This window comes from Pseudomonas sp. M5A4_2d (genome assembly GCF_053345295.1).
Window position 1 is genome coordinate 62932 of sequence record NZ_JBKEZW010000010.1, and the last position, 25188, is coordinate 88119.

The following is a 25188-nucleotide window of genomic DNA, read 5'->3' on the forward strand; positions in this document are numbered from 1 at the left end:
TGTAAGGAAATGGGCTCAATACGCTGTTCAGGCGTGAACACAACTGAACAACCGAGGCTGAACAACTGAACAGGCGCGAGGTTGACAATGAACAGTTCTGAACAACAATTGATCGGCGACACAGATCTAAATTTTTGAACCTGTTCCTCCAGGTAGCGTTTGCAAGACTCCATAACAATAAAAAGAAGGTCGCCCTCATGGCCGAACCCCTGGTTCACGACACCCTTATCCAGGATTCCTGGCGCCGTTGCCGCGCATTTGGCCTGGACCACCAGAGCACACCGAGCTTCGACCAACTGCCTGCCGAAGGCATCAGCCAATTGCTGGAAAGCCAGCATTCCCTGGTGCAAACCACCCATCAGGAAGTGCTGCCCTACTACGAAAACATCCTGAGCAATTCCAACTGCCTGATCATGCTGGCCGACAACCAGGGCCAGGTCCTGACGTCGTGGGGCACCCAGCGGTTTATCGAGCCGAAACTGGCGCGGGGGTTCAATGCCGGCGCCAGTTGGCGGGAGCGCTCCAGCGGCACCAATGCCATCGGCACTGCGCTGGCGTGTGCCCAGGCGGTGCATATCGAGCACGACGAACACTTCCTTAAAGCCAACCGTTTCATGACCGGCTCGGCGGCGCCGATCTTCGATGCCCAGCGCGAAATCATTGCGGTGCTGGATGTGTCCAGCGACAGCTACCTGCCGCCCTCCCACACCCTGGGCATGGTCAAGATGATGAGCCAGACCGTGGAAAACCGGCTGATCCTCAACCTGTTTCGCGGCGAGCATTTTCAACTGACCTTCAACACCGGCCTGAACAACCTCGACAGCCAATGGGCGGGCCTGCTGATCTTTGATGAAAGCGGCCAGGTGCTGTCGGCCAACCGCCGCGCCGATAACTTGCTGGGCATCAGTTTGTCGCGGGTGCTGATCGACAGTTTGTTCAAGGTGTCGTTGCTGGAATTGCTCAATCAGCCGGAGGGGCTGCCCTTCTCCCTGCAGGCGGCCGGGCGCAATCGGTTCCAGTGTTTATTGAAGCGGCCAAGGAAAATGCCGGTGCAGGCGCGCGTCTTCAGTGAACCCAAGCCCAGCGCTCCGCCCCCGGCGACGCCGGCCCCGATCAGTCTCAAGACCCTGCACTTTGGCGACACCCGTGTTGAAAAAGCCGTGCGCCAGGCCGAGCGGTTACTGGAAAAGGACATTCCACTGCTGATCCACGGCGAGACCGGCGTGGGCAAAGAGGTCTTCGTCAAAGCCCTGCACCAGGCCAGTTCGCGCAGCCGGCAGGCGTTTATCGCCGTGAACTGTGCGGCGATTCCGGCCGAGCTGGTGGAATCGGAGCTGTTCGGCTACGAAAAAGGCGCCTTCACCGGCGCCAACCAGAAAGGCAGCATCGGCCTGATCCGCAAAGCCGATAAAGGCACCCTGTTTCTCGACGAAATTGGCGATATGCCGCTGCCGACCCAGGCCCGCTTGCTGCGCGTATTGCAGGAACGCTGCGTACAACCGGTGGGCAGCAGCGAGCTGTTCCCGGTGGACTTACGGATCATTTCCGCCACTAACCGTGCGCTGCGCGAATGGGTGCAGGCCGGGCGCTTTCGTGAGGATCTGTTTTACCGCATCGGCGGCCTGACCCTGGAATTACCGCCATTGCGCGAGCGCACCGACAAACAGGCGCTGTTCCAGCAATTGTGGCAACAACACCGCGAACCGACCCAGTGGGCCGGGCTGAGTGCGGAGGTGCTGGCACTGTTTGAGCAGCACCCGTGGCCGGGGAATTTGCGACAGGTCAGCAGTGTGTTGCAGGTGGCGCTGGCGATGGCCGAGGAACAGCCGGTGCGCCCGGAGCATCTGCCGGATGATTTTTTTGTCGATCTGAAGGGGCCGACGCCGTTGCCCACCCATGAATTTCTGGATGACAACACTGACCTGACACAACGCCTGAAGGCGGCGGGCGGGAATATTTCCCACCTCGCGCGGGAACTGGGGGTCAGCCGCAATACGCTGTACAAGCGCCTGCGGCAGAACGAAGCCTGATCGACAGCGGTTTGACCACCACCCGCCGGGCGGTGAAAGACTCCGGCTCGATCGGCAGGTTATCCGCCAATGCCACAAGCGCCGCCAGCCGTGCAGTGCTCGTCACAAAGGTGCTTAACGCCAGCTCCATGACACGCCGGTGTAAATGCCTCGACCGTCGGCCGGCGTGGATCGCGCAACATCCATCCCCTTGTCGTCGTAACCCGGTGTGACGGTGTTGGCGTAGCGCCGGTTAGTGAGGTTGCGCAGGTCGACCCAGGCTTGCCAGTCCTGCTTCGGGGCGTCGTAACCAAACGTGGCGCCGAGTGTGGTGTAGGCCGCAGCAAAGTAGGAGTTGGCGTAGTCCACCGCCACCCGCGATGCATGCTCGGTGTTGAGGCTGGTGTAGAAACCGGTCGGATGGCTGTAGCGCAGTTGCGCCTGGTAGTAATGTTTGGGGATGCCCGGCAAGGTGTTGTCGCCGAAACGGTCATCGTTGCGGTAGTGGAAGTCGCTGAAAGTGTAGGCCTGGCGCAGGGCAAGCTGGCCGTTGCGACCACCGTCCCACAGTGGGCTGAGCAGGCCCAGTTCCACGCCTTGATGCACGGTCGGGCTGGCGTTGGACTCGGCAACGATCGCGCTGCTGTTGGCGGTTTGGGCCTGGGTTTCGACCGTGAGCAATTCGTGGCGCACTTCGGAGCGGTACAGCGCCAGGTCCCACTGGCCGAACCACTGCTCGCCGCGCCCGCCGACCTCCAGGGTGGTAGCGGTCTGATTGCGCAAACTCACGCCTTCGCGTTGCAAACCGGTGGCCGGGCCGCTGCCGTTGGGAAAGTATTTGTTGGAACCCCAGATCATCGACCACGCATGCGGCGGCTCGACCGAGCGGCTCAGGTTGCCGTACACCTGCAACTGCGGGGTGAAGTCATACCGCAGGCCAATGCGTGGTGCGTAGTCCCAATCATGTTGACTGAGCGGCGCCTGGCCTTCGGGATAGGTGACCTGGGTTTCGCGGCGCGTGTAGATCGCGGCCAGGCCAGTGGTCAGCCACAGGTCCGGGACCAATTCCAGTTCGTTGCCGACATGCAACACGCTGTCGGAGCCCAAATAGCTGTAGTCGCGAGTCTTGGTGCCGGGGGCATACGGCGCGGTGTTACCGGCTGGGGTACGCACGTATTCAGAGGCGCCGTTGTTCGGCATCGCCTGGGTGGTGCGCAGGCCAATCGTGGTGTTGCTGTCGTGGCCGAACAGACTGTCCTGGCGGATGTAGTTGAGGGTGCCGCTGACGTCGGTGTAGGCGACTTTCAGGCGGTTTGTGCCTTCGCGCAGGTCCATCGGGTAGTCGTGATAGGCCAGCCCGACTTCGACGCGCGAATGATCGTCCAGCTGCAAGGTGGTCTTGTTGGCGATCCAGGTCGAGCCGGGCTGCAGGCGTTTGGAGTCGCGGGCGGCATTCAGGCTGTTGGCGGCGCTCGGGTCGTGACGGATCTGGTAGCGCGTCAGTTTGCCGGGTGAGTCGTTGGTGGTTTCGCGGTAGCGAAAATAGAAACGCGTCTCCAGGTCCGGGTTGAAACGGTAACCGAAGTTGGCCGCGACGCCCTTGCCGGTGCCGGCGCTCTGGTGCTGGTAGCCGTCGGATTCGGAGTCGGTGAGGCTGATGTAGTAGTCGGCGTCCCCCAGCACCTGGCCGGAACTGATCTCGCGCTGGGCATAGCCGCGGCTGCCCGCTTCGTAGCGCACTTGCAGCTTGGGCGCGTCATAGCCGGTATGGGTGATGTAGTTGACCGAGCCACCCAGGGCCAGCGCGCCCTGATCAAAGCCGTTGGCGCCACGCTGCACCTCGACGCGGCTTTGCCACAGTGGGTCCTTGAGCTCGTAGGGTGTGCCGCCCGGGCCGGTCAGCGGCAAACCGTCGAACATTTCATACAGCCCGGAGGCATGGGCGCCGGGGCTGCGGTTCAATCCGGAACCGCGGATAGAGAGCTTGACCCCTTCATTGTTCGCCGCCTTGGCGTACACCCCGGGCTGGTACTTGAACACATCTTCGTTAGTGCTCACCCGGCCCTGTTGCACGCTGCTCATGTCGATGTAGTTGGTGCCACCGGGCACGCTTTTCAGCTGCGCCTGGGCCACTTCGCCCGCGCTGGCTTCGCTGCTGGTGACTTCGACGGGCGCCAGTTGCAGTGTCTCGGCGTGCGCCAGTGAACTGAGGGTCAAGGCGGCGAAAAGGAGCGGAGGTTGGCGCAACAGCATGGTCAGGTCCTTGGAATTCAGGGGCGTGACAGGCAGGGGGCATATTGCTGCCCATCACGCGAACAGTGATGGGAAGCCAGGCACGCTCACCAGGTCACGCCTTATTGGCGGACCAGACCCTTCCCACAACCGCGTCAGACCGGGTTTTCTTTTTAAGTCCAAAATCGAATTAACACATGCGAACTCAGTATTTAACGAAATAACAGCCACGCATTACTGTTGAACCCCTGAGTCACCCACGACCCACGAGATCGCCCCCATGCCAACATCCGCCACCGTCATCGACTTCACCCTCCACCGTAAACGCCGCCAGGCGCGCGCAGCGGCCGAGTTGATGTGGGCGATCTACGCAGCGCGTGCAGGGCTTGCGGTGGTTGCCGCACAGGCGGCGACGCCCAGCGATACTCGCCGGGCGTAAAACCGATGAATTTTCTGCAGGTGCTGGCCGAACCCTCCGAACCGCTTCCAAAGCCTGGCCTGGATGACGACGACACCAGCCTGTGTGTGGCGCAGAACCTGCAACGGCTGCGCAGCAAACGCTACCTTTCCCTGGACGGCCTGGCACGCGCCTGCGGCGTCAGCCGGGCGATGCTGGCGCAGATCGAGTCCGGCCGCAGCGTGCCGTCGATCAAGGTGCTGTGCAAAATCGCCAAGGGTTTGAAGGTGTCGGTGGCGGCGTTCCTGGAAGATCGCGCCTTTGAAGGCGTCGAGGTGTTGCCGGCGCAACACAGCAAACGCCTGGTGAGTGCCGACGGTGCCTTTGTCAGCCGCGCGTTGTTTCCCTACGACACGGCACGCCAGTCCGAATTCTACGAGATCCGCCTGCGCGCCCTCGGCGAGGAAGTCTCCGAAGGCCACGGCCCCGGCATCCAGGAAAACCTGGTGGTGGCCCAAGGCGTATTGGAAGTCAGCGTCAACGAAGAGCGCTACCTGCTCTCCACCGGCGACTCGATCCTGTTCTATGCCGACCAGCCCCACCGCTACCGCAACCCTGCGGACAGCGAGGCGGTGGCGTTCCTGGTGATCACCTACCCGGAACGGCTGGACTGAATGCAAAACGCCCCGATTAATCGGGGCGTTTTTTATTCTGCGGGATCTATCAGCAGGTGCAGCACATCATCGGCATGCCGTTGCAGCTCATCATCATCGGCATGGCGCAGTCGTTCATCAGCTTGTTCATCAGCATGCAGCAGTTTTCCATCATGGCCATGCTCATGCCCGGCATCGGCATCATTTTGCACTGCATGCTGTCGCCCATCAGGGTGCATTCCATCATGCACTTCATCATCGGCATCGACATGCCCATTGCCATCATCGGCATGTTCATGTCCGTCATCATCTTCATGGCCTCGGCCGACATGCACATCATCGACATATTGGCGCACTGCATCATCATCGGCATGCCGCAGTTCATCATCATCGCCATCATCTCGGCGTTGGTCTTGAACTGAGCCATGTCCATACCGGCCGCCGGCTTCAGGGTGCACATCATGGCGTCGCCAGCCATTTCGCACTGCAGGGTAGCCATCATCATCGGCATGCCCATCATCGGCATCATTGGCATGGAGGTGTTCATCGGCATCTGCATTGCGTTCATCATGTTCGAAACTCCGTAATCGACAGGAAAGGGCTAAGTTCTGGCGCCGATTCTAGAGACGCCCGGCGCAGGCGCAAGACGACGGCAGAGCAGCAGGAATGGCTGTTCGGCAGCACGCTTGGTTGATCAACACAGCTGTGCGCACCGCGATAACAGACAAACGGATGCATCAACGTAGGCAGCCACCGCTACAACCGCATAAACGCCGCAGTGGATATTCGATTCAGGCCTTGAGACCAATCTTAAGGAAATAAACGATCTAACCCGCTCAAGAAATCAGGCCCTTGGCCTCGTGTGTGAGAGGTTCCAGCGCCTGCATGAAGTCATCCGCCTCCGTCCCCGGCGGGAACCTGAACCCATACATCTCATCGCAAGCCAAAATGCGCGCGAGGGTGTCGCGCAGCTGCAACTCGCTCGGCGCGTTACGCAGCAGTTTCTGTGTAGGCAATAACAACTCAGCGCGAACACCTTGGGCGCTCGCGACGTCGATGACCGCAAAGAGGATAAATCGCAGGCGAACTTCGCGATCAGTAGACCAAACCGTTTTTCGCTTACCCAAGGTAGGCACTCATCGTCAAGAAAAGTCCGAGGCTATTGCCGACCCAGGGTGTGTTTCAAGCGCAGGGGCCTAACATAGGCCGTTTCCTACATGGGAAAGGGAAACACCGCACTGCCTGATCCAGCCACGCGTCACTGCACCGGCAGGAAGTTCATCAGCAGCAGGCTCTGCGCGTAATTGAGCGCGACACGTCGGTAACGCTCATCGAGCATCTGGGCGAGCAGGTCCAGACGCGCCACCACCTTGCCAAACTCAACGGCAAAACTGAGGTTGCTGCCCTCCTCTGATAGTTCATTGGAAAACAGCAGCAAGACGCCGTTGGCATCCTGACGCTGGCTGAGCAGCCAGGTGGCTTTCTCGATATTGCGCGCGGCGTTGCTGACAAATTGCGGGTTGATCGAGTCGGTCATATAAAACTGGGTGCGACCGCCGTGGGCCGTCACCAGCATGCTGCCGATCGCATAGATGAACGCCCCGACCCGATCGCCGCGAAATTCCGGGCTCAATGAATAGCTCAAAGCGGCCAGGTCATGGCGGTCCCCCATGGCAGGCAGTGACTGACGGCTCTCGATGGCCTGGCGGATTGCCCGCGCAGCAGTCACCGCGTCCGGGTAGCCCGATTGACGCCACTGGTTGGGGTTGCGCAGGTAGAGCTTGTTCATCAGCAGATACAGGCTTTGCAGGTTGTCACGCATGCTCAGGGTTGCCATGCGATCGACACTGGTTTGAAAGAATTCATCGGGTTTGCCATCGCTGAACTGCCTGGCGATATCGCGCCCCTGTTGCTGGCTGCAACCGGTCGAACTGAATATAAACACCGCTGCAAACAGCAGCGGCCATCGGCTGATAAAAGCTATAAACGTTGGATCCATCGGCACCGGGTCTGGCTGCTGTCCACGCGCTGAATGAGCGTGGTCGTGACAGGAATAGATCAGGAGAATGAAAAAAAGTGCGGCACGCAGGCTTGGATCAGCAAAGGCCTACAGGCTGGGGGACCGTCATTAAGCGTGCAATCCTCTTGAATACTTGCCTGATCCTGCGAGTTATCGATGACGGGATAGATAGGCCTTGCACCGTGGTCTAGAGTGCAACGATGGGCAACTTATAAGAAAAGCCACATCAACCGATGATCAGCAGGTGAACCATGCAATTACGTATCAACCAAAAAGCCTATGAGGTCGATGCCGACGCCGACACGCCGTTGCTATGGGTGATCCGCGATGACCTGGGGATGACCGGCACCAAGTACGGCTGCGGCCTGGCCCAGTGTGGCGCCTGCTCGGTACTGGTGGACGGTAATGTCGTGCGTTCCTGCGTCACGCCGGTGGCCGCAGTGGTCGGCCGCGAGATCACCACCATCGAGTCGATTGAAACCGATGACGTGGGCAAGCGCGTGGTCGCGGCCTGGGTCGAGCACCAGGTGGCGCAATGCGGTTACTGCCAATCCGGTCAGGTGATGGCCGCTACCGCGCTGCTCAAGCACACCCCTGCGCCCACTGATGCACAGATTGAAGCCGCCATGATCAACCTGTGCCGCTGTGGCACCTACAACGCCATCCGCACGGCCGTGCACGACCTGGCCGCCCAACCTGCCAGGACGGAGAGCGCCTGATGAATACGCGCAACGAAATACTCGATGCGCCATTGGGCGAACCGGTCAATCTGTCGCGCCGGCGTTTTCTGGCCAGCACCGCCGTCGGTGCGCTGGTCATAGGTTTCGGCCTGCCACTGGGCGCGTCCAGGGCTTACGCCGCCACGGCCGGCCCGGCAGAACGCGGGACCCAGGTGCCGGCATTTCTCGAGATTCGCCCGGACGGCAGCGTGCGCCTGCTCAGCCCCTTCATGGAAGGTGGCCAAGGCACCCACACCGCCATGGCGCAGATCGTCGGCGAAGAACTGGATGCTGACCCCGCCACCTTCGTGGTCGAGGCCGCACCGCCCGGCGAAGCCTATGTGGTGATGGAAAACGGTATGCGCATCACCGGTGGCAGCATGTCCATCCGCATGAGCTACCCGACCATGCGCCGCCTCGGCGCCCTGGCCCGCGCCATGTTGCTGCAGGCCGGTGCCGAGCAATTGGGCGTGCCCGTGGCCCAACTGACCACACAGCCCGGCCGCGTCGTACACGCTGCTTCCGGCCGCTCGCTGGGTTACGGTGAGTTGGCCGGTCGTGCCCTGGACATGCCGGTGCCCGACCCGGCCACGATTACACTGCGCGACCCGAGCCAGTTCCGCTGGATCGGCAAGCCGGTGAAACGTCTGGATGCCTACGACAAATCCACCGGCAAGGCGCAATACAGCATCGACCTCAAGGTAGACGGCATGCTCCACGCCGCCGTCCAGCACGCGCCACGCCTGGGCATGACCGTCGGCAGCCTGCGCAACCAGGCACAGGTCGAGGCCATGAAAGGCGTGCACTCGGTTCACCAACTGCCAGGTGCAGTGGCGGTCGTTGCCGAACGCTGGTGGCATGCCAAGCGGGCGGTGGAGGCGATCCAGGTGGAATGGCTGGAAGCGGCTGCCGGTTCGACCGTGCGCGCGATGCCCGCGGACTTTTCCAGCGACAAGTACCGCGACTTCCTCGCCGCCCAACAGGGCCCGGCCCGTGACGACGAGAACGAAGGCGATGTGGCCGGCGCGCTGGCCAACGCCAAGACCAAAATTGAAGCGACCTACCACAACCAATACCTCAACCACGCTCAGCTGGAGCCCCCTTCAGCCCTGGCGCGTTTCAACCCCGACGGCTCGCTGGAGGTGTGGCTGCCCAACCAGGCACCGGATATGTTCCGCGCCGACATGGCCAAGCGCACCGGGCTATCCATTGAACAAATCACCCTGCACTCGCCGCTGCTGGGCGGTTTTTTTGGCCGGCATTTCCTGTATGACTCGGCCAACCCCTACCCGCAGGCCATCGCCTTGGCCAAAGCGGTAGGCCGCCCGATCAAACTGATCTGGAGCCGCGAAGAAGAGTTCCTGCGCGACGTGTTGCGCCCGGTCGCTGTGGTCAAGTTCCGCGCTGCGCTGGACGACAAAGGCTTGCCAGTGGCCATTGAGGCGGTCAGCGCCACCGAAGGCCCCTCCGAAGCCATCGCCGGCAAACAGGGCGAAAAACTCGACCCCACGGCGCTCGAAGGGTTGTCGGGCAAGTCCTACGCCATCCCCAACAAACGCATCGCGCAGATCTACGTCAAGGGCCCGGCCATGCTCGGCTACTGGCGTTCGGTGGGCAACTCGCTGAATGACTTTTTCTACGAAGCGTTCCTCGACGAACTGGCCGACAAAGGCGGCCACGACCCCTATGAGCTGCGCCTGCACCTGCTGCGCGACAACAAGCGGCTGACCACCCTGCTGCAAGCGGCGGGCGATTTGTCCGGTGGCTGGAAACGTGGCCCCTACACGGCCGAGGACGGCACGCGTCGGGCACGGGGCGTGGCCATGGCCTCGCCGTTCGGCTCGCACGCGGCGGTGATCGCCGAAGTGTCGATCGAAAGCGGCCAGGTCAAGGTGCACCATATCTGGGAAGCCATTGACCCGGGCAGCATCGTCAACCCGGCAATCGTCGAGGCGCAGGTCAATGGCGCCGTGGCTTTGGGCTTATCTCAAACGTTGCTGGAGGAAGCGGTGTACGTGGATGGCAAACCACGGGCGCGCAACTACGACCTGTACCCGATCCTGCCGGCTTCGCGTATGGCGCAGGTGCACGTACGGATCGTCGAAAGTGGCGAAAAGATGGGCGGCATCGGTGAACCGCCGTTACCCGCAGTGGCGCCAGCCGTGGCCAATGCGGTGGCGCACCTGACCGGCCAGCGTATCCGCAGCTTGCCATTGAGCCGATACACCTTCAGCTAACCGACAGGGAACGCCCATGAACAACCGACGATTGGCTGCAACCGCAGGCTGGCTGGCGCTGGCCTGCGCGGTCGTAGCCGCACTGCTGGCGTGGTACGTCACCCGCCAGCCCGCCTCACCGCTCGAACACGAACCAACCACCGGCTTCGACCCGGCCCTGGTCAGCCGTGGCGAGTACGTTGCCCGCCTCAGCGACTGCGTGGCCTGCCACAGCCTGCCGGGCAAGGCACCGTTCGCCGGCGGCCTGGAGATGGCCACCCCGCTGGGCGCCATTCACGCCACCAACATCACCCCGGACCGCGAAACCGGTATCGGCGCCTACACCGCAGCCGACTTCGACCGGGCGGTGCGCCACGGTGTTGCGCCGGGCGGCAGACGGCTCTACCCGGCCATGCCGTACCCGTCTTATGCCAAGCTCAGCGATGATGACATGCGCGCGCTGTACGCGTTTTTCATGAAAGGCATAGAACCGGCCAAGCAGCCCAACATCCCCAGCGACATTCCCTGGCCGCTCAACCTGCGCTGGCCCATCGCGCTGTGGAACGGGGTGTTCGCGCCGAACGCCACCTACGCCGCCAAACCCGGCGAGGATGCGCTGTGGAACCGTGGCGCGTATATCGTCCAGGGCCCGGGCCACTGCGGTAGTTGCCACACGCCACGCGGCCTGGCCTTCAACGAGAAGGCGCTGGACGAGTCCGGCGCGCCGTACCTCGCCGGCGCGTTGCTCGACGGCTGGTACGCACCAAGCCTGCGGCAGGACCCCAACACCGGATTGGGCCGTTGGAGCGAGCCTGAAATCGTGCAGTTCCTCAAGGTCGGGCGCAACAAACATGCGGTGGTCTACGGCTCGATGACCGAAGCGTTCAACAACTCCACGCAGTTCATGGCCGATGAGGACCTGGCCGCGATCGCGCGTTACCTCAAGTCACTGCCCGGCGACCCGCAGCGTGACGGCACGGCCTGGCAATACCAGGCCGTGGCCGCCGACGCGCGCCCGGACATCCCCGGTGCCCACGCCTACGCGACCCGCTGCGCGTCCTGCCATGGCCTCGACGGCAAGGGCCAACCCGAGTGGATGCCTCCCTTGGCCGGCGCCACCTCGGCACTGGCAAAGGAAAGCGCCTCGGCGATCAATATCACCCTCAACGGCTCGCAACGCGTGGTCGCCGCCGGTGTACCGGACGCCTACCGCATGCCGGCGTTTCGTGAACAACTGTCCGACTCGGAAATCGCCCAGGTGTTGACCTACGTGCGCAGCACGTGGGGCAACCACGGTGGCGCGGTCGACGCACAGGCGGTCGGCAAGCTGCGCGGGCATACCGACCCGGCCAGCAGCAGTCCGATTATTCTGCACATGCGCTGAAAAAGGCGTTCAGCTCGCCGTCAGGTCAACCGAAAAACAACACCCATTCGGTTGCCTGGCGGTGAGTTCAACCCGCCACTGCTGGGTGCTGCAAATACGCTGCACCAACGACAGGCCAAGCCCCAGCCCTTCTCCCCGGCTGTGTTCACCTCTGACAAACGGCTGGAACATCGCCTCGCGCTTGTGATCGGGAATGCCAATGCCGCTGTCCTCCACACGAAAACCGTGCTCGCTCAAGGTCAGCCGAATAAAGCCGCTGTCGGTGTAGTGCCAGGCATTGCGCAGCAGGTTGCCCATGACCGATTGCAACAGCGTCAGGTTGTACTCCACGGGTGAGGTGTGTTCGCTTTCATAAATGAACTCGAGGCCTTTTTCGCGAATCATTCGCCCCCAGATTTCCACCAGGCCATCCGCCACGTCCTTCAACGTTGCTTGAGCGCCATGGCCCTGGGCGCCCGAGGCCCGCGCCAGCATCAGGAAGGTGTCCACCAGTTGCCGCATCTCATCGGTGGCACGCGCAATCCGGCCCACCTGGGCCACCGAACGTTGATCCAGCGAAGGGTCACCGAGCAACAATTCGCAGGAGCTGGCCAAGACCATCAGCGGTGTGCGCAGCTCGTGGCTGACGTCACTGGTGAACAGTTTTTCCCGGCTCAACGCATCGCGCAGGCGCCCCAGGGTCTTGTCGAAGGACAGGGCCAACTCCCCCACTTCATCCACGGCGTAATCCGGATGCAACGGCGGGGCTACATCCAGCAACTGGTCGCGATGACGCACTTGCCGCGCCAGGCGTACCACCGGCGCCATCACGCGGCGCGCCAACAAGCGGCCCAGCAGGACCGCCAATAGAATGCTCAGGATAAAACCCACCGCCACCGCGCCGAACAGCACACGCTCACGTTGCTTAAAGCTTTCCTGGTTGCGCATCAGCACGTATTGGCGCCCATCGACCACCTGAGACACCGCGTAGTAGGCCCGCCCCTGATAATCGACCTCCTGGAAACCCGGCGCCAGCTCGGTCAGCAACGGGTCGAGCGCCAGGTCACCCTGCTCGCCCTGGGCGAAAAACAATTCGCCTTTGCCCGGGCGGTGGCTCCAGCTGGCTGTGTCATCCTGGCGCAACAGGCGGTTCAACCCGCTGCCGAGGTCGGCGCTGGTGAGTTTGTATTCGACCACATGCACGGTGGCGACAATGCCCGCTGCAAACACGCCCGCCACGAAGGCGCTCATCAGCGCAAACACAATCACGATCCGTTTCGTCAGGCTGTGCCTGAAGTCCATTGCCATACGGGGTCCCACGGCTGTGTTCAACCTGAAATACCTGCTGAGTCGGGTAATGCCTTTCGACGCCGACGTTCGAACCAAAGATAGACCACGGACGTCGTGTAGCGCGTAAGTACCTGCGAAACCGCAAGCCCGCCACTCTCGCCATACCCCGCCGTGGGTACAATTCAGAACCGGCGTTATACCCGAACGCCTACGGCAGCGCACTCAGCAACGACGCCCGCGAGGTTATAAGTGTTTTTGGGGTGGGGTGAGTGGCATTTGGTCATGGTTTGTAAAGGGCCAGCAAGGCGTGTCTCTTTAAATTGCAGGACGTTTCCTAGACAATCCCTGCCGCCTTGTGCCTGTTGGAATCGATGACTAGTCTGCGATCCGTCACTGCTCATCAGTGATCGGGTTTAGTCGCTCGGGTCTTACATGGCGCATGGTCCTCCATGAAGTTTTATGGTGGCTGTGCGTAGGGCACCTTCGGGTGCGCCGGTTTTCCATGTGACCGGTCGACTAACCTGCGTACAGCCGCCACCCTCGTTTAGTCGCGGTGGGTGTCAGCTCCAATCATGTGGAGTTACACAATGAAAAAAACCGTCCCCGATCCACCCCGCCATTCCACCAAAGACCGCGCCGCCTTCAATCGCGCCATCGACCATTACCTGCCCACCCAAGGTGTTCAAATCGAAGACCTGAGCTTCGAAGATGCCCTGCTCTACACCGCCAGCGTGCTCGACTGCGCGTCTGCCACGGCGCTCAATTGCAGTGAACTGCTGACGAGTCCCGAGCGGGCGAAGATTCTGGCGGTGTGGCATTTGCTGGAGCTTGCCAAGACCACCGTGGATCGCTCTATCGAGTGCCTGAACCCCGCGCATCTTCCCGCCTAAACTCAGTTAAACCCTGTGGGAGCTGGCTTGCCTGCGATAGCGATACATCAGTGAAAAATCCGCCAACTGACCCGCCGCCATCGCAGGCAAGCCAGCGCCCACAGTTGATTTGCGTCATTTGATAACGCTCATCACGTTTATTTACCGTTTATTTGACGTATTTTTCTCATTTCTGGCTCTACATTCGCCGCGCGCAAACATGCAAATGATTCCTATTGGTCCAGTCTCAATCGACCTCTCACGGGCTTCCCGTGCATTCATAAAAACCGGAGCGTTCAGCGTATGGCTTCCCGTCTACCTTCTTTCTTCACTAAAGCCCTGCTCGCCACCGCACTGCTCGGCGCCGGGTCTGTGTATGCCGCCGACTCCGTGGGCATTGTGGTGTACAACGCCCAGCACGAAAGCCTCACCAAGGCCTGGGTTGAAGGGTTCACCCAGGAAACCGGGATTCCGGTGACCATACGCAACGGCGACGACACCGAGATGGGCAACCAGATCGTGCAGGAAGGCGCGGCCTCCCCGGCTGACGTGTTCCTCACCGAGAACTCCCCGGCCATGGTGCTGGTGGACAACGCCGGGCTGTTCGCGCCGGTGGCGCCAGCCACCCTGGAACAAGTGGACGCCGCCTACCGCCCGGCCCACGGCAAGTGGCTGGGCATTGCTGCACGCTCGACGGTGTTTGTGTACAACCCAAGCAAATTGAAAGAAGCCGACCTGCCGAAATCCCTGCTGGACCTCGCCTCGCCAAGCTGGAAAGGCCGCTGGGCCGCCTCCCCGGCCGGTGCCGACTTCCAGGCCATCGTTGCCGCTGTGCTGGAATTGAAGGGCGAAGCCGCCACCCTCGACTGGCTCAAGGCGATGAAAACCAATGCGAGCATTTACCGGGGTAACAGCGCGGTGCTCAAGGCCGTCAACGCAGGCCAGGTCGACAGCGGCGTGATTTACCACTACTACAGTTTCGTCGACCAATCCAAGACCGGCGAAAACAGCAAGGACACCCAATTGCACTACTTCAAGCACCAGGACCCGGGCGCTTTTGTGAGCATTTCCGGTGGCGGTGTTTTGGCCTCCAGCAAACATAAAGACGAGGCCCAAGCCTTCTTGAAATGGATTACCGGCAAAGACGGCCAAGCGATCTTGAAAGACGGCAACGCCTTCGAGTACGCCGTGGGCCAGAACGCCCAATCGAACCCCAAGCTGGTGCCGTTGGCGCAACTGGACGCACCGAAGGTTGACGCGTCCAAGCTCAACAGCAAAAAGGCTGTCGAGCTGATGACCCAGGCCGGACTGCTCTGATTGTTGCCTCAAGCCCCAGTGCCAGGTATCGCCCACGCGATACCTGCGCCACCACAACGACGCACCCAAGGTCTGTTCAGAGGCCGTGGGGGCACGTGGGTCACCAGTTTGTCAGTACTGGTTTCGCTGTTGGCGCTGTTGCCGATTGCGTTTGTGATCGGCGTGTCGTGGCAAATCGGCTGGGCGCAAATTGAGGCGCTGGTGTGGCGCCCGCGCGTCGGCGAATTGTTGTTCAACACCGTGCTGTTGGTGGTGTTCACCCTGCCGTTATGCGTGGTGCTGGGCATTGCGCTGGCATGGCTGACCGAACGCACCAACCTGCCGGGGCGACGCGTCTGGTCACTGTTGGCGGTGGCGCCGCTGGCGGTGCCGGCATTCGTGCACAGTTACGCCTGGGTCAGCCTGGTGCCGTCGATTCATGGCTTGCCGGCCGGTGTGCTGGTGTCGGTGATTGCCTACTTCCCGTTTCTATACTTGCCGGTGGCGGCGACCTTGCGCCGGCTTGACCCGGCCATTGAAGACGTGGCCGAGTCCCTGGGCCTCAAGCCCTGGGCCGTGTTTGTGCGGGTGGTATTGCCGCAGTTACGCCTGGCAATCTGCGGCGGTGCCCTGTTGGTAGGCCTGCATCTGCTGGCCGAATACGGCCTGTACGCGATGATTCGCTTTGACACGTTCACCACTGCGATCTTCGATCAGTTCAAATCCACCTTTAATGGCCCGGCAGCCAATATGCTGGCGGCCGTGTTGGCGCTGTGCTGCCTGGCGATGCTCAGCGCGGAATCCGCTGCACGCGGCCATGCCCGCTATGCGCGGGTCGGCTCGGGCAGCGCCCGGGACCAGCGCATCGTGACCCTGAGCACCCGCACCACCCTGTTCGCCCTCGGCTTGCAAGGCATGACCTGTGCACTGGCCCTGGGTATCCCGCTGATCACGCTGGGCAAGTGGTTGATCGCCGGTGGCCGTGAGGTCTGGCAGTTCAGCGAACTGCTGCCGGCGCTGGAGCAAACCGTGCTGCTGGGGATAGCCGGTGCGGTATTGACCACCTGCGCGGCGGTGCCGATTGCCTGGCTGTCGATTCGGGCGCCGGGACGCCTGCAGCGTATCCTGGAAAGCTGCAACTACATCACCAGCTCGTTGCCCGGGATCGTAGTCGCGCTGGCACTGGTCACAGTGACCATCCACTTCGCCCGGCCGATTTACCAGACCACGATTACCGTGCTGCTCGCCTACCTGCTGATGTTCTTGCCACGCGCGCTGGTGAGTTTGCGCGCGGGTATCGCCCAGGCCCCGGTGGAGCTGGAAAACATGGCCCGCAGCCTCGGTCGCTCGCCGGGCCGCGCGTTATGGCTGATCACCCTGCGCCTGGCCGCACCGGCCGCCGCTGCGGGGGCGGCGCTGGTGTTCCTGGCGATCACCAATGAACTGACCGCCACCCTGTTGCTGGCGCCCAACGGCACCCGCACCCTGGCGACCGGCTTCTGGGCGATGACCAGCGAGATCGACTACGCCGCCGCCGCGCCTTACGCGCTGATCATGATCCTGTTGTCACTGCCGTTGACCGGCCTTCTCTACCATCAATCCAAACGCACGGCAGGCCGATGAACGCCCTCGAACTCCACGCCATCTGCAAATCTTTCGGCACCCAGCGCGCCCTGGCGGACGTGACCTTGTCGGTGCCCACCGGGAGCCGCACGGTGATCGTCGGGCCTTCGGGCTCCGGCAAGACCACTTTGCTGCGCATGATTGCAGGCTTTGAATTCCCCGACACCGGCAGCCTCACGCTGAACGGCCAGACATTGGTCGACGCCACTCACGCCGTGCCCGCCCACCAGCGCCAGATCGGGTATGTGCCGCAGGACGGCGCGCTGTTCCCGCACATGACCGTGGCCGACAATATCGGCTTCGGCCTGACCACCAAGGGCGAGGCTCGCCACACGCGTATCGCCGAACTGATGGACAGCGTAGCCCTCGACGCCAGCATGGCCGGGCGTTGGCCCCATGAACTCTCCGGCGGCCAGCAGCAACGGGTGGCGCTGGCCCGGGCCTTGGCGCAACAACCACGGCTGATGTTGCTCGATGAACCGTTTTCCGCGCTGGACACCGGCTTGCGCTCGGCCATGCGCAAGATGGTCGCGCGGCTGCTGAGCGACGCGGGCATTACCACGATTCTGGTGACTCACGATCAAAGCGAGGCGCTGTCGTTCGCCGATCAGTTGGCGGTGATGCGCCAGGGTCGCCTGGTGCAGTCCGGTCACCCGATGGACCTGTACCAGTACCCCGTCGATGAGCAGACCGCATTGTTTCTCGGCGAGGCCGTGGTCATGCCCGCCCGGATCGAAGCGGGCTGGGCGCATTGCGGCCTGGGGCGCGTGCAGGTCGACAGCAAGACCCACTCCACCACGGCGCGAATCATGCTGCGACCGGAGCAATTGCAGTTGAGTACCACCGACGTTTCCGGCTGTCGAGGGGTGGTGACCGAACGCGAGTTCGGCGGCAATACGTGCACGCTGACTGTGGTGTTGCAACCCGATGACGCCGAGCCAGGCCCCGCCATTCTGGTGCGCAGTTCAGGCCTGCAAGCGCCTCCCATCGGCAGCGGGGTGCACCTCACCACGCTCGGTATGGCCCATGTGTTGAAAAAAGCGTCGCCCCTCAGTCTCAGCTAAGTTTCGGGGCCTACCTTCTCCCCTGCGCCCACCATCGCGCAGTCAAGGAGAGGTAACCCCCATGAATGCCACAGCAGCCCGCTGGCTGAACAAAGTACCCGAGGTGACGCTGTCATTCTGGGTGATCAAGATATTGTCCACGACCGTGGGCGAAACCGGCGCGGATTACCTCGCCGTCAATGCCGGCTTCGGCGCCGGCTGGACCAGCCTCGGCATGGCTGCGCTGTTGGCCGTCGCGCTGTTCGGGCAGATGCGCACCAAGGCCTACACGCCCTGGATTTACTGGCTCACCGTGGTGCTGGTGAGCATCGTCGGCACACAGATCACCGATATCCTCACCGATAAACTCGACGTCAGCCTGTACCTCAGCACAGCGATTTTTGCGGGCCTGCTCGCGCTTAACTTTGTGGTTTGGTATCGCACCGAGCGCAGCCTGTCGATCCGCGACATCGTCACGCCACGGCGTGAGTGGTTTTACTGGACGACGGTGCTCTGCACGTTTGCCCTGGGCACCGCTGCCGGTGACCTGGCCACCGAAGCGCTGGGCCTGGGCTTCACGCTCGGCGCGGTGATTTTCGCCGGTTTGATCGCCGTGGCCATGGTGGCCTGGCGCGTGGGCGTCAACAGCGTGCTGACCTTCTGGGTCGCCTACATCCTCACCCGACCTTTCGGCGCCTCCCTCGGCGACCTGCTGACCCAAGCCAAGACCTATGGCGGCCTGGGCATGGGCGCCAGTTGGACCAGCGCGCTGTTCCTCTGCGTCATTGTCCTGCTGGTGGCCGTCGCGCAAATCAGTGTCAGCAACCGCAAAGCCATTACCCAATAACGACTCACCTCAAGGAAACCCTCATGCGCGTTCAAAACATGATCCGCCACGCCGCCATTGTTTCAGCGATCTTTATGCTGGGCATTGCCACCGGCTGCTCCAAACCTGCCGACAAACCCCAAGACACCGCCGGCGGCGCCACCGTCACGAGCAGCCAAGCCCATGCGTCAAAACTGGGCGACCTGTCCGAATTCCGCGCCATCGCGGCGGACGTGTCGGCGCTTGTCGCCAAGCACGACCTGGCGGGTGCCAAAGCCCGCATCAAAGACCTGGAAACCAGCTGGGATGCCGCCGAGGCCGGGATCAAACCTCGGGCCGCGAACGACTGGCACGTGCTGGACAAAGCCATCGACCGTGCACTTTCGGCCCTGCGTGATGGCAACCCGAACCAGGCCGACTGCACCGCCTCGATGGAGGACTTGCTCAAGACCTTCGATGCGATGAAAGGCTGACATCAGACAATCATGCTTCAATACAGACGCGGTGATCCTTTCACCGCGTTTGCTTTTGCTGCGGAGGCGACATGCGGATACTGCTGGTCGAAGACGACCCGATGATTGGCGATGCCATCCAACGCGCGCTCAGCGATGCGAGCTATGCCGCCGACTGGGTCAAGAACGGCCTCACCGGCCTCGCCGCACTCGACACCCAACCTTACGACCTGGTGCTGCTGGACCTGGGCCTGCCCGGCAAGGACGGCCTCGATGTGCTGGACAGCATCCGTGGGCGCAACAACCCCGTGCCGCTGCTGATCATTACCGCCCGTGACAGTCTCGATGACCGCCTGCGCGGCCTCGACAGTGGCGCCGATGACTATCTGCTCAAACCATTCGACATCTCGGAATTGCTCGCGCGTATCCGTGCGGTGTTGCGCCGCAAAGGCGGGAACGCTCTGCCGTTGCTGGACAATGGCAGCGTGTCGCTGGACCTGCTCACCAAGCAAGCCAGCACCGACGCGCATCGCAACGTCGCCCTTTCCAGTCGCGAATTTGCGCTACTGCAAGCCCTGCTGATTCGCCCAGGAGCAATCCTCTCGCGCAGTGAGTTGGAAGACCGCCTGTATGGCTGGGGCAATGAGGTCGAAAGCAACGCCATCGAGTTCCTGATTCACGCCTTGCGGCGCAAGTTGGGCAGTCATGTGATCAAGAATGTCAGGGGCATGGGATGGATGGTTTCAAAAAGCGTTTGAGTGAATCGGTCCAACTGCGGCTGTCGGTCACCCTGTCCCTGGCCATTTTGCTGGTGGCGCTGGTGGCCAGCGTGTTTACCTTTGTCTCGGCCTTCGACGAAACCCACGAACAGCAGGACGACACCTTACGCCAGGTCGCGATGCTGTATGACCGCCAGCAGATGACCCTGCACTACCCACAAGGCCCGGCCATTGATGGCGATGACGAAGAATCCCGGGTAATCATTCAACACCTGGGCGACGGCCGGCGCGCTACGGGCATCAACGATGAAGCCTTGCCCTTGCCCTTCCCCACAGACCTCGCTGACGGGCTGTCCACCGTTGAGGTGAGCGGTGAAAACTTTCGCGTGCTGGTGCACACCACGGCACGTGGCGAACGCATTGCCGTGGCCCAGGAATCCGATGCCCGCGACAAGGACGCCCGCGAAAGCGCCTGGCGCAGTTTGTTGCCGTTCCTGATCTTGTTTCCGGTGCTGCTGTTGGTGGTTGGCGATCTGGTGCGCAAGTTGTTTCGCCCGATTGGTGTGCTCGCCGCCGAGATCGACCAGCGCGCCGAGCAGGAACTGCACCCCATTGAAGAACAACACCTGCCCAGCGAAGTGCGCCCGTTTGTGGTGGCGATCAATCGTTTGCTGGCCCGCGTTGAGCAGTCGATGGACAGCCAGCGGCGCTTTGTCGCCGATGCCGCTCACGAACTGCGCTCGCCGATGACCGCCCTGGCCCTGCAAGCCGACCGGCTGGCCGCCACTGACCTGTCGCCCATGAGCCGGGAGCGTTTTGAGCCGCTGTCACGCGGCATCCAACGCGGCCGCACATTGATCGATCAACTGCTGAGCCTGGCGGCGGCGCAGTCGGCGTCGGAGCGCGTGCAAACATCGCTGTCGGTGCATGCCGTGTATCGCCAGGTGCTGGAAGACCTATTGCCGTTGGCCGAGCGCAAACAAATCGATATCGGTGTTGAAAGCACTCAGGACGTGCAGGTGATGTTCAACGCGATGGACCTGTTCACGCTGGTGAAAAACCTGGTGGATAACGCCATTCGCTATACCCCGCCGGGTGGGCGTATCGACCTGTCGGTGGCGGTGATGGCTGACACCATTCAACTGCAAATCAAAGACTCGGGGCCCGGTATTTCAGTCGAGGAACAGGCGCGGGTGTTTGACCCGTTCTATCGCAGCCTGGGCACCGACGAGGCCGGTTCCGGCTTGGGTTTGTCGATCGTCAAGGCGATCACCGATCGCACCGGGGCGCAGGTGCAACTGTCATTTACCGACGCCGAGGAGCAGCGCGGGTTGTGTGTCAGCGTGTGGCTTGCGAAATAACCCTCAGCCGCCAGCTTTTTTTCGCCTGGATATTGCCCGCCAGAACTAAAAGTCCATAATGGACAAATTAGTTTATCTGCGGAGATAGCCATGTCCAGCACGCCTCAAGTGATCAACCAAGCCCAAGCGCGCGAACTACTCGCCAAGGTTGACGTGCCCCGGGTGCTGCGCAAGCTGTTCCGCGACCTGGCCGCCGGGCTGGCGGTGCAGCCGGCGCAGCAATGCGTGGAGTTCCCGCGTGGGGCCGGCGACTTCATCAACTATTTGGGTGTGCTGGCCGAAGACGGGGTGTACGGGGTCAAGACGTCGCCCTACATCGTGCGCGACCAAGGGCCGCTGGTGACGGCATGGACATTGTTGATGTCGATGCACACCGGCCAGCCGCTGTTGCTGTGTGATGCGGCCGAGCTGACCACCGAACGCACGGCCGCCACGACCGCATTGGCGGTGGACGCCCTGGCGCCCGCGGCAGCCCGACGCCTGGCGATTATCGGCAGTGGCAAGGTCGCCCAGGCGCACCTGCGCTATGTGCAGAACCTGCGCGACTGGCAGCACATCAGCCTGTATTCACCGCGCTTGCGCCGCGCCAGCGCCGATACCCTGGCCCATCTCACCGGCCTGGACCCACGCCTGACCCTTGCCAGCACCTGCGAGGCCGCGCTGGAAGACGCTGACGTGATTCTGCTCTGCACCTCGTCGGCAGGCCCGGTGATGGACCCGTCGCGCCTGAGCAAACCGGCGCTGATTACCTCCATCAGCACCAACGCCCCACGCGCCCATGAAGTACCGCCGCACTGCCTCAACGACATGCAGGTGTTCTGCGACTACCGCCAGACCACTCCGGGCGCGGCCGGCGAAATGCTGATCGCCGGCGAACAACATGGGTGGGACAAGCGTGCCATCGTCGGTGACCTGCCCGAATTGCTCAGCGACATGGCGCAGCGCCCGAACTACGACCGCAGTGTGTTTTTCCGCTCGATCGGGTTGGGCCTGGAAGACGTCGCAGTGGCCAATGCCTTGTATCAAATCCAGCGCTAACCCCTTTTTCAGGAGATGTTCATGAGCCATGCAGACTTCATCATCATCGGCGGCGGCATTGCGGGCGCTTCCACGGGTTTCTGGCTGTCGCAGCACGGAAAAGTGCTGGTGCTGGAGCGTGAAAATCACCCGGCCTACCACTCCACCGGGCGTTCGGCGGCGCTCTACACCGCCGCTTATGGCACGCCGCAAGTGCGCGCGTTGACCCTGGCCAGCCGCGCGTTTTTTGATAACCCGCCGGCAGGCTTCTGTGAGCATCCATTGCTCACGCCGCGCGGTGAAATGACTGTGGATTTCAGCGGCGACCCGGCGGAACTGGAAAGCCAATACCAAAGTGCCAAAGCCACGGTGTCGCAGGTGCAGCGCCTGACTGCCGACGAAGCGTGCGCTCGGTTGCCGATCCTGCGTCGCGAAAAAGTCCACGGTGCAATCTTCGACCCAACGGCCAGCGACATCGACACCGACGCCCTGCACCAGGGTTATTTGCGCGGCATCCGCCGTAACAACAGCGAAGTACGCACCGACAGCCACGTGCTGGGGCTGAGTCGTGACGCCGAGGGCCTTTGGCAGGTGCGCACCCAGGATGCGACGTACACCACGCCCATCATCATCAACGCCGCCGGGGCCTGGGCCGACCATATCGGAGGGCTGGCCGGCGCGGCCTCCATCGGCTTGCAGCCCAAGCGCCGCTCGGCGTTTATCTTCGCCGGGCCCGAAGGCGTGGACACCCATCAGTGGCCGATGCTGGTGGCCCTCGACGAAGCCTTCTACATGAAACCCGACGCCGGCATGTTCCTGGGCTCACCGGCCAACGCCGACCCCGTCGAGCCGCAGGATGTGCAGCCCGAAGAGCTGGACATCGCCATGGGCATTTACCAGATCGAAGAAGCCACCACCCTGACCATCCGCCGCCCGACGCGGACCTGGGCCGGGCTGCGCAGTTTTGTGCACGACGGTGATTTGCTCTCGGGCTTCGACCCGCACGTGCCGGGGCTGTTCTGGGTCGCGGCGCAAGGCGGCTATGGCATCCAGACTTCACCCGCCATGGGCCAGGCCAGTGCGGCTCTGGTGCGCGGCGCGCCGCTGCCGGAGCAACTGACGCGGTTCGGCCTGGACGCTGGTATGCTCTCGCCCGTCCGCCTGGAGCCGCATTGATGAACACCGCTGAACACGAAAAGGTTGTCCAGAACTTCCGGGCGATTGCCGATGCGATCGCCACGTTGTTCTTCCCCCACGCCGAAGTGGTGCTGCATGATTTGCGCACGCAAAAAGTCGACTACATCGCCAATAACCTGTCGAAACGGGCCATCGGCGACGACTCGGCGCTGGAGGACATGCTCAGCGATGACATCCGCGAAGTGAATATCGGCCCGTACGAAAAGCTCAATTGGGACGGCCAGAAAATTCGCAGCCTGAGCACCGTGCTCCACGACCACAAAGGTCGCCGGTTGGCGGTGCTGTGCATCAACCTGAATATCTCGCTGTTCGAAAATGCCAAGGCGGCACTGGACCTGTTCCTGTCGCCGAGCAAGCTGATCCCGCAACCGGACTCATTGTTTCGCGATGACTGGCAGGAACGGATCAACACCTTCTTGCATGCGTGGATGCGCGAGCGCCAGTTGAGCCTGAATCTGCTGACCCGTGACCATAAACGTGAGCTGGTGCTGGCGTTGCATGCCGAAGGCGCGTTCAAGGGCAAGAGTGCGTCGAACTATGTGGCGAATGTGCTGGGAATGGGACGGGCGACCGTCTACAAACACCTCAAGGAATTGAAGGGCTGAGCAGGTCATCTTCGCAACACCACCGATCAACGGTGGTGTTCAGAGCCGTATTCGCATTCAGTCGCCGTAGATATCCGACTTGAAGTACTGCTGTGAAATCTTCTGGTACTCGCCATTGGCACGGATGCCGTCGATGGCCGTGTTCAACTCACTGACCAATGCCGTATTGCCCTTGCGCACCGCGATCCCGGCGCCCTCGCCCACGTATTTCGGGTCCTTGAGTTCCGGGCCGACAAAGGCGTAGCCCTTGCCGCGTGGCATCGCCAGGAAGTCACTCAGGGGGATGGTGTCGGCAAAGATCGCATCCAGGCGACCTGACGCCAGGTCCATGTAGATTTCTTCGTTATTACTGTAGCGCTTGACGTTGATGCCCTTGGGCTCGAACACCTCGGTGGCGTAGCGGTCGGTGGTCGTGGCGCGTTGCACGCCGATGGTCTTGCCCTTGAGGCTGGCGTACTGATCGTCCACGGCTGCACCTTCCTTCATCACCAGGCGCGAGGACGTGAAGTAATACTTGTGGGTGAAATCCACCGACTTCTTGCGGTCTTCGTTGATGGTCATGGACGACAGGGCCATGTCGATTTTCTTCACTTTGAGGGAAGGAATCAGACCGTCGAACTCACCCTCTACCCACACGCACTTGACCTTCATTTGCGCACACAACGCGTTGCCGATGTCGTAGTCGAACCCGACGATTTTGCCGTCCTGGGTCTTGGAGGCGAACGGTGGGTACGCCGCCTCGATGCCGATGCGCAGGGTTTTCTCGGCGGCCAGCAAGTGGCTTGAGGCAATCAGGCTCAGGGCCAGGCCGGTAATCAGCGTGCGTTTCTTCATGATCGTTGTCTCGCAAGTTGTTGTTGGTTTGGCAAGCGCGAAGAAAGGGAGAAGTGAATCCTGTATGTGTACTTATAATTCCATACTGGACTTTTACGTATTGATCGTCAATCCACCGCTATCGCTGCCACTTCCATAAATCCTGATCCAAATCACTACAGGTCCTGGACTCACTCGCAGGCACTGGATGGCAAAAACGGCGGTGATGAGCCCCGCGGGCAAAATTATTGCCCGTCTCCATCGTTTCTCCACAAAACCTCCCATGAAAGTGCATGTTGATTACGCACAATTGCGACCGCCGTAGCGCCCTGTCGCGCGGGCTTACCAGGAGAAACAGCTGCTGGGCACCCTCACCCAGACGCTATGATCACTACTTGGCAACGTGGCCATGGACCGGCAGCCACGACAAGGCAGATAAGCGCGAGCACACGGACGCAAAGGCTCGCA

General features: G+C 61.9%; 23 protein-coding genes. 17 read left to right on the forward strand and 6 right to left on the reverse strand.

The window, feature by feature from the left end; translation table 11 throughout:
* Positions 1 to 197 precede the first annotated feature (197 nt).
* Complete coding sequence (locus ACLBW8_RS22370) at positions 198 to 2030, forward strand: sigma-54-dependent Fis family transcriptional regulator (protein ID WP_447806326.1); 1833 nt, start codon at positions 198 to 200, stop codon at positions 2028 to 2030.
* A 114-nt stretch (positions 2031 to 2144) separates the two neighbouring features.
* Here ACLBW8_RS22370 and ACLBW8_RS22375 read toward each other — a convergent pair whose 3' ends face one another.
* Positions 2145 to 4262, reverse strand: a complete 2118-nt coding sequence (locus tag ACLBW8_RS22375) for a TonB-dependent receptor family protein (protein ID WP_447806327.1) — start codon at positions 4260 to 4262, stop codon at positions 2145 to 2147.
* Between the two features lie 259 nt (positions 4263 to 4521).
* On the opposite strand from ACLBW8_RS22375, the gene ACLBW8_RS22380 reads away from it, so the two are divergent.
* Together ACLBW8_RS22380 and ACLBW8_RS22385 are read left to right on the forward strand one after the other, a co-directional pair.
* Positions 4522 to 4680, forward strand: coding sequence for a hypothetical protein (locus tag ACLBW8_RS22380; RefSeq protein ID WP_167353689.1), 159 nt, complete (start codon positions 4522 to 4524; stop codon positions 4678 to 4680).
* A 5-nt stretch (positions 4681 to 4685) separates the two neighbouring features.
* Positions 4686 to 5312 (forward strand): helix-turn-helix domain-containing protein, encoded by a 627-nt coding sequence (locus tag ACLBW8_RS22385; RefSeq protein WP_064451841.1) that lies wholly within the window; start codon positions 4686 to 4688, stop codon positions 5310 to 5312.
* A 49-nt stretch (positions 5313 to 5361) separates the two neighbouring features.
* Here the strand turns inward: ACLBW8_RS22385 and ACLBW8_RS22390 are convergent, their stop codons facing one another.
* From ACLBW8_RS22390 to ACLBW8_RS22400, 3 genes are all read right to left on the reverse strand, one after another.
* Positions 5362 to 5862 (reverse strand): hypothetical protein, encoded by a 501-nt coding sequence (locus tag ACLBW8_RS22390; protein WP_082895861.1) that lies wholly within the window; start codon positions 5860 to 5862, stop codon positions 5362 to 5364.
* A 265-nt stretch (positions 5863 to 6127) separates the two neighbouring features.
* A complete protein-coding gene (locus ACLBW8_RS22395) occupies positions 6128 to 6418 on the reverse strand; it encodes a hypothetical protein (RefSeq protein ID WP_447806328.1) in 291 nt (96 codons plus the stop codon).
* A gap of 131 nt (positions 6419 to 6549) precedes the next feature.
* Positions 6550 to 7290 carry a hypothetical protein gene (locus ACLBW8_RS22400; RefSeq protein WP_447806329.1) on the reverse strand — a complete coding sequence of 247 codons (741 nt, stop codon included), beginning with the start codon at positions 7288 to 7290 and terminating at the stop codon, positions 6550 to 6552.
* A 272-nt stretch (positions 7291 to 7562) separates the two neighbouring features.
* Here ACLBW8_RS22400 and ACLBW8_RS22405 point away from each other — a divergent pair, with 272 nt between their 5' ends.
* The 3 genes from ACLBW8_RS22405 to ACLBW8_RS22415 are packed head-to-tail and all read left to right on the forward strand — an operon-like array spanning position 7563 to position 11630.
* Entirely contained in the window at positions 7563 to 8030 is a 468-nt protein-coding gene (locus tag ACLBW8_RS22405) for a (2Fe-2S)-binding protein (protein ID WP_447806330.1), read from the forward strand.
* Positions 8030 to 10267, forward strand: coding sequence for a xanthine dehydrogenase family protein molybdopterin-binding subunit (locus tag ACLBW8_RS22410; RefSeq protein WP_064451837.1), 2238 nt, complete (start codon positions 8030 to 8032; stop codon positions 10265 to 10267). Before ACLBW8_RS22405 ends, ACLBW8_RS22410 begins: the two co-directional genes overlap by 1 nt.
* Before the next feature lie 16 nt (positions 10268 to 10283).
* The gene (locus ACLBW8_RS22415; RefSeq protein WP_447806331.1) at positions 10284 to 11630 is read left to right on the forward strand and encodes a c-type cytochrome; all 1347 of its coding nucleotides are present in this window, start codon (positions 10284 to 10286) and stop codon (positions 11628 to 11630) included.
* A gap of 9 nt (positions 11631 to 11639) precedes the next feature.
* Here ACLBW8_RS22415 and ACLBW8_RS22420 read toward each other — a convergent pair whose 3' ends face one another.
* On the reverse strand, positions 11640 to 12911 hold the full coding sequence (locus ACLBW8_RS22420) for a sensor histidine kinase (RefSeq protein ID WP_447806332.1): 1272 nt from the start codon (positions 12909 to 12911) through the stop codon (positions 11640 to 11642).
* Between the two features lie 575 nt (positions 12912 to 13486).
* On the opposite strand from ACLBW8_RS22420, the gene ACLBW8_RS22425 reads away from it, so the two are divergent.
* The 11 genes from ACLBW8_RS22425 (at position 13487) to ACLBW8_RS22475 (ending at position 23907) form a co-directional block, all read left to right on the forward strand.
* Entirely contained in the window at positions 13487 to 13789 is a 303-nt protein-coding gene (locus ACLBW8_RS22425) for a DUF6124 family protein (RefSeq protein WP_447806333.1), read from the forward strand.
* A gap of 282 nt (positions 13790 to 14071) precedes the next feature.
* Positions 14072 to 15085, forward strand: a complete 1014-nt coding sequence (locus ACLBW8_RS22430) for an iron ABC transporter substrate-binding protein (RefSeq protein ID WP_064451831.1) — start codon at positions 14072 to 14074, stop codon at positions 15083 to 15085.
* A 27-nt stretch (positions 15086 to 15112) separates the two neighbouring features.
* Entirely contained in the window at positions 15113 to 16687 is a 1575-nt protein-coding gene (locus ACLBW8_RS22435) for an ABC transporter permease (RefSeq protein WP_447806415.1), read from the forward strand.
* The gene (locus ACLBW8_RS22440) at positions 16684 to 17751 is read left to right on the forward strand and encodes an ABC transporter ATP-binding protein (protein ID WP_447806334.1); all 1068 of its coding nucleotides are present in this window, start codon (positions 16684 to 16686) and stop codon (positions 17749 to 17751) included. Before ACLBW8_RS22435 ends, ACLBW8_RS22440 begins: the two co-directional genes overlap by 4 nt.
* Positions 17752 to 17812: 61 nt before the next feature.
* On the forward strand, positions 17813 to 18577 hold the full coding sequence (locus ACLBW8_RS22445; protein ID WP_053255528.1) for a COG4705 family protein: 765 nt from the start codon (positions 17813 to 17815) through the stop codon (positions 18575 to 18577).
* Between the two features lie 23 nt (positions 18578 to 18600).
* The gene (locus tag ACLBW8_RS22450; protein WP_053255527.1) at positions 18601 to 19029 is read left to right on the forward strand and encodes a hypothetical protein; all 429 of its coding nucleotides are present in this window, start codon (positions 18601 to 18603) and stop codon (positions 19027 to 19029) included.
* A 71-nt stretch (positions 19030 to 19100) separates the two neighbouring features.
* Positions 19101 to 19766: a response regulator transcription factor gene (locus tag ACLBW8_RS22455; RefSeq protein ID WP_053255526.1), complete on the forward strand. Its 666-nt coding sequence runs from the start codon at positions 19101 to 19103 to the stop codon at positions 19764 to 19766.
* Entirely contained in the window at positions 19742 to 21088 is a 1347-nt protein-coding gene (locus ACLBW8_RS22460; RefSeq protein WP_447806335.1) for an ATP-binding protein, read from the forward strand. Before ACLBW8_RS22455 ends, ACLBW8_RS22460 begins: the two co-directional genes overlap by 25 nt.
* Before the next feature lie 90 nt (positions 21089 to 21178).
* Positions 21179 to 22126, forward strand: a complete 948-nt coding sequence (locus tag ACLBW8_RS22465; RefSeq protein ID WP_447806336.1) for an ornithine cyclodeaminase family protein — start codon at positions 21179 to 21181, stop codon at positions 22124 to 22126.
* 21 nt (positions 22127 to 22147) lie between these two features.
* Positions 22148 to 23281 (forward strand): NAD(P)/FAD-dependent oxidoreductase, encoded by a 1134-nt coding sequence (locus ACLBW8_RS22470; protein WP_262667537.1) that lies wholly within the window; start codon positions 22148 to 22150, stop codon positions 23279 to 23281.
* Positions 23281 to 23907 (forward strand): helix-turn-helix transcriptional regulator, encoded by a 627-nt coding sequence (locus ACLBW8_RS22475; protein WP_064451822.1) that lies wholly within the window; start codon positions 23281 to 23283, stop codon positions 23905 to 23907. Before ACLBW8_RS22470 ends, ACLBW8_RS22475 begins: the two co-directional genes overlap by 1 nt.
* A 57-nt stretch (positions 23908 to 23964) precedes the next feature.
* Here ACLBW8_RS22475 and ACLBW8_RS22480 read toward each other — a convergent pair whose 3' ends face one another.
* Entirely contained in the window at positions 23965 to 24741 is a 777-nt protein-coding gene (locus tag ACLBW8_RS22480; RefSeq protein ID WP_447806337.1) for an ABC transporter substrate-binding protein, read from the reverse strand.
* Between the last annotated feature and the right edge of the window lie 447 nt (positions 24742 to 25188).

What these genes read in the sequence shown, in the direction of transcription:
- ACLBW8_RS22370 (WP_447806326.1), top strand. Translation starts at nt 198, where the DNA reads ATGGCCGAACCCCTGGTTCACGACACCCTTATCCAGGATTCCTGGCGC.
- ACLBW8_RS22375 (WP_447806327.1), bottom strand. Translation starts at nt 4,262, where the DNA reads ATGCTGTTGCGCCAACCTCCGCTCCTTTTCGCCGCCTTGACCCTCAGT.
- ACLBW8_RS22380 (WP_167353689.1), top strand. Translation starts at nt 4,522, where the DNA reads ATGCCAACATCCGCCACCGTCATCGACTTCACCCTCCACCGTAAACGC.
- ACLBW8_RS22385 (WP_064451841.1), top strand. Translation starts at nt 4,686, where the DNA reads ATGAATTTTCTGCAGGTGCTGGCCGAACCCTCCGAACCGCTTCCAAAG.
- ACLBW8_RS22390 (WP_082895861.1), bottom strand. Translation starts at nt 5,862, where the DNA reads ATGATGAACGCAATGCAGATGCCGATGAACACCTCCATGCCAATGATG.
- ACLBW8_RS22400 (WP_447806329.1), bottom strand. Translation starts at nt 7,290, where the DNA reads ATGGATCCAACGTTTATAGCTTTTATCAGCCGATGGCCGCTGCTGTTT.
- ACLBW8_RS22405 (WP_447806330.1), top strand. Translation starts at nt 7,563, where the DNA reads ATGCAATTACGTATCAACCAAAAAGCCTATGAGGTCGATGCCGACGCC.
- ACLBW8_RS22410 (WP_064451837.1), top strand. Translation starts at nt 8,030, where the DNA reads ATGAATACGCGCAACGAAATACTCGATGCGCCATTGGGCGAACCGGTC.
- ACLBW8_RS22415 (WP_447806331.1), top strand. Translation starts at nt 10,284, where the DNA reads ATGAACAACCGACGATTGGCTGCAACCGCAGGCTGGCTGGCGCTGGCC.
- ACLBW8_RS22420 (WP_447806332.1), bottom strand. Translation starts at nt 12,911, where the DNA reads ATGGACTTCAGGCACAGCCTGACGAAACGGATCGTGATTGTGTTTGCG.
- ACLBW8_RS22425 (WP_447806333.1), top strand. Translation starts at nt 13,487, where the DNA reads ATGAAAAAAACCGTCCCCGATCCACCCCGCCATTCCACCAAAGACCGC.
- ACLBW8_RS22430 (WP_064451831.1), top strand. Translation starts at nt 14,072, where the DNA reads ATGGCTTCCCGTCTACCTTCTTTCTTCACTAAAGCCCTGCTCGCCACC.
- ACLBW8_RS22440 (WP_447806334.1), top strand. Translation starts at nt 16,684, where the DNA reads ATGAACGCCCTCGAACTCCACGCCATCTGCAAATCTTTCGGCACCCAG.
- ACLBW8_RS22445 (WP_053255528.1), top strand. Translation starts at nt 17,813, where the DNA reads ATGAATGCCACAGCAGCCCGCTGGCTGAACAAAGTACCCGAGGTGACG.
- ACLBW8_RS22450 (WP_053255527.1), top strand. Translation starts at nt 18,601, where the DNA reads ATGCGCGTTCAAAACATGATCCGCCACGCCGCCATTGTTTCAGCGATC.
- ACLBW8_RS22455 (WP_053255526.1), top strand. Translation starts at nt 19,101, where the DNA reads ATGCGGATACTGCTGGTCGAAGACGACCCGATGATTGGCGATGCCATC.
- ACLBW8_RS22460 (WP_447806335.1), top strand. Translation starts at nt 19,742, where the DNA reads ATGGATGGTTTCAAAAAGCGTTTGAGTGAATCGGTCCAACTGCGGCTG.
- ACLBW8_RS22465 (WP_447806336.1), top strand. Translation starts at nt 21,179, where the DNA reads ATGTCCAGCACGCCTCAAGTGATCAACCAAGCCCAAGCGCGCGAACTA.
- ACLBW8_RS22470 (WP_262667537.1), top strand. Translation starts at nt 22,148, where the DNA reads ATGAGCCATGCAGACTTCATCATCATCGGCGGCGGCATTGCGGGCGCT.
- ACLBW8_RS22475 (WP_064451822.1), top strand. Translation starts at nt 23,281, where the DNA reads ATGAACACCGCTGAACACGAAAAGGTTGTCCAGAACTTCCGGGCGATT.
- ACLBW8_RS22480 (WP_447806337.1), bottom strand. Translation starts at nt 24,741, where the DNA reads ATGAAGAAACGCACGCTGATTACCGGCCTGGCCCTGAGCCTGATTGCC.